The organism is Nostoc sp. (assembly GCF_035638895.1).
Taxonomy (GTDB): domain Bacteria; phylum Cyanobacteriota; class Cyanobacteriia; order Cyanobacteriales; family Nostocaceae; genus Nostoc.
This window is the reverse complement of record NZ_DASQZC010000561.1, coordinates 1-2330: the sequence shown is the minus strand read 5'-3', so window position 1 is coordinate 2330 and position 2330 is coordinate 1. Positions and strand designations below refer to the sequence as shown.

At 39.0% G+C, this 2330-nt stretch carries 2 protein-coding genes and 2 pseudogenes; 1 reads left to right on the top strand and 3 read right to left on the bottom strand.

Translation table 11 applies throughout. From position 1 onward, the window contains the following. Positions 1-1019: M14 family metallopeptidase (locus VE944_RS27805; RefSeq protein ID WP_324984950.1), on the bottom strand; the 1019-nt coding region annotated here is incomplete at its 3' end. Positions 1020-1179: 160 nt separating this feature from the next. Here VE944_RS27805 and VE944_RS27800 point away from each other — a divergent pair. Beyond that, positions 1180-1491, top strand: a complete 312-nt coding sequence (locus tag VE944_RS27800; RefSeq protein WP_324984947.1) for a hypothetical protein — start codon at positions 1180-1182, stop codon at positions 1489-1491. A gap of 410 nt (positions 1492-1901) precedes the next feature. On the opposite strand, the pseudogene VE944_RS34240 reads toward VE944_RS27800, so the two are convergent. Continuing rightward, positions 1902-1970, bottom strand: a pseudogene (locus VE944_RS34240) (histidine phosphatase family protein); the annotation flags it as partial. A gap of 137 nt (positions 1971-2107) precedes the next feature. Continuing rightward, positions 2108-2330: pseudogene (locus VE944_RS27795) on the bottom strand (hypothetical protein); the annotation flags it as partial.

The window sequence follows — 2330 nt, the reverse complement described above, 5'->3', positions numbered from 1 at the left end:
CGACCTTCTTTATTGAAACTGAGAATTTGATAGAGTTTGTCTCCAGTTTTGACTTCAGTACCTAATTCGATTCTGGATTGAATCATACCACCTGCGATCGCATAATATTTTTTCCGGTTACTGCTAGATGCAAAACTCATTTCATGGGTTTTTGTGTTATCCGATAAATTAGGAATTTGCATTACACCTTTTTGCACTAAATAGTTTTTCACACCCCGTACACCTTTGGCAACTGAATCAGGGTTTATTTGCATTCCTGAGCCTAATTCTAGTGTCCAAGCTTCCATATCAAACTTGATTTCTCTACCTAACTCTTTAAAACAAGCTTCCAGTGCTAACCAAGGTTTGATAAAAGCTTCATCAAAAGCATCACCATCATATTTATCAAGCAATATTGCGAAATCAAGTAGGAAGTATTTTGCACTTTCTTCTCGATTTCGGAAGTAATAAATATAGTCTAAAGCTTGATTGGTAGAAGTATGTAAATCAATTAAGTAATCTGCATCTAAACTGAGATTTTGTAGCTTGTAGGCAAAAGTCTCAGTATAAGGAACGCCAACAGGATAATTAATTTTTTCTAAAGTTTTTGCGAATTGTTGCTTAATTATAGTTAGATAATTTTGTCGGATGACCTTTAGATCACTATGAAGTTGAGATTTAGTAAAAGCTACTAAATCATCAGCTTCTTTCTCGTAGTCCCAAAAGATGCGATTCCAGTCTTTAGCTTCGTAAACGCAATATCGTCCAGGGGAAAAATGATGAGCGCGTTCATTTGTCCCCATTGGATTACAAACGGGAACTAACCAAATTTCTCCAGTTAAATCTGTATCATTTATTGTTAATAAAAACTCAATTAGCTGGTGAATAACGGCATTACCAGCAATTTCTGCACCGTGCAGATTAGATTGAATGTAAACCTTTTTACCAGGTTTAGCGCCGATGAATTTGTATAGTTGTAAGTAGAGGCGATCGCCTGAAGCCATTTGACGTAATACAATGCTTTCAATAACTGGCAGCATGAAACAACTCGGTGATGATTTGAGTAAATTATCGCTGTATCTGTACTGAATTAAAAGCCTAGTCCAATAGAATTAGCTGATTTCATTTGCGTAATCAGCTAGCCTCTGTGTGAATTACTAGGATAAGGTAACATCACATTAACCAGTGTTGGCAGTAACTATGGCGCAGAATTGGTTGCGGATAACTCATCAAGACGACAAAATCCAACTTTCTTGGCAACGTGGATATGAAAGTCCTCGTTTTGCGTCAGAAGTCGCCTTCCAGCAACCCTTCGATGAAGAAAGCGCGGCTGAGTTGCGCTGGTATTTAGAAGATTATTTACAGTTTCCTTACGGTATTTTTCCTGATAACGCTGTAAAAATTGAACAAAAATTACACCATTGGGGACAACAGCTATTTGAGCTAGTATTTCGCAGTACAGAGAAAGGAAGAGAGTTTTTTCAAGAAGCGACACGGGATGAGCTAGGTTGATTCAGAACCCCGACTTCTTGAAGAAGTCGGGGTTCTCGCAGCACCTGAAATAAGTTTTGCTTAAGTATTACTTACGATCGCACAGAGCGTACTACCCTAAAGAGCGATCGCATAAGCTTTTGTCAAAAAGTTGTAACTTTAAGGCTTAATGTCGTAACCCTAAGCCTTAATCTTATGATGCTGGTGATTAATGTTGTAACGTTAAGCCTTAAAGTTATAGCGTTAAGCCTTAAGGTTACAGCATTAAGCCTTAATGTTATAGCGTTAAGACTTAATGTTGTAATGTTGGTGACGACAAGACATTCATTTAAGGCAGTTGGTCAACTTCTGCCGTGTCGCTACCGTAGACAGTACCGCAATCAACATGGCACTAAACCTTAACTTTAGAGATTTTGAAGACGCTATTTAATACATCCCAAACGAAAACGGAAGCGTTGCACATCAATCCCCAGCAAACTACACAGAATAATTCTGATGGTTTAGATGTAGCTGAAGATAGTTAATGCCTAGCGAAGCGATCGCTCATCTAGTCCATTTTTAATAGGCAAAAAATAAAGGTGGGTAATAAATAACCCACCTAATCTCTTACTCATCCTCCAAACTTAAGATTCAGAAATTACTTGCGACCACCCAACCATTTAGCCGCCGCAATTCCGAGAATGCCTGCTACTACAGGATTACTGAGAAACTTCATAATGCCTGGTTGCTCCGCCAGCACTTCGCGAAAGATGTCGGGATGGTTATGATACACAAAGGACGCTAGTTTGCTAACATCATCAGCACTCATGCGGCTGGGGTGGTGTGTAGAAAGCCCCAACTGTTGTTCTAGATGCTTCTCG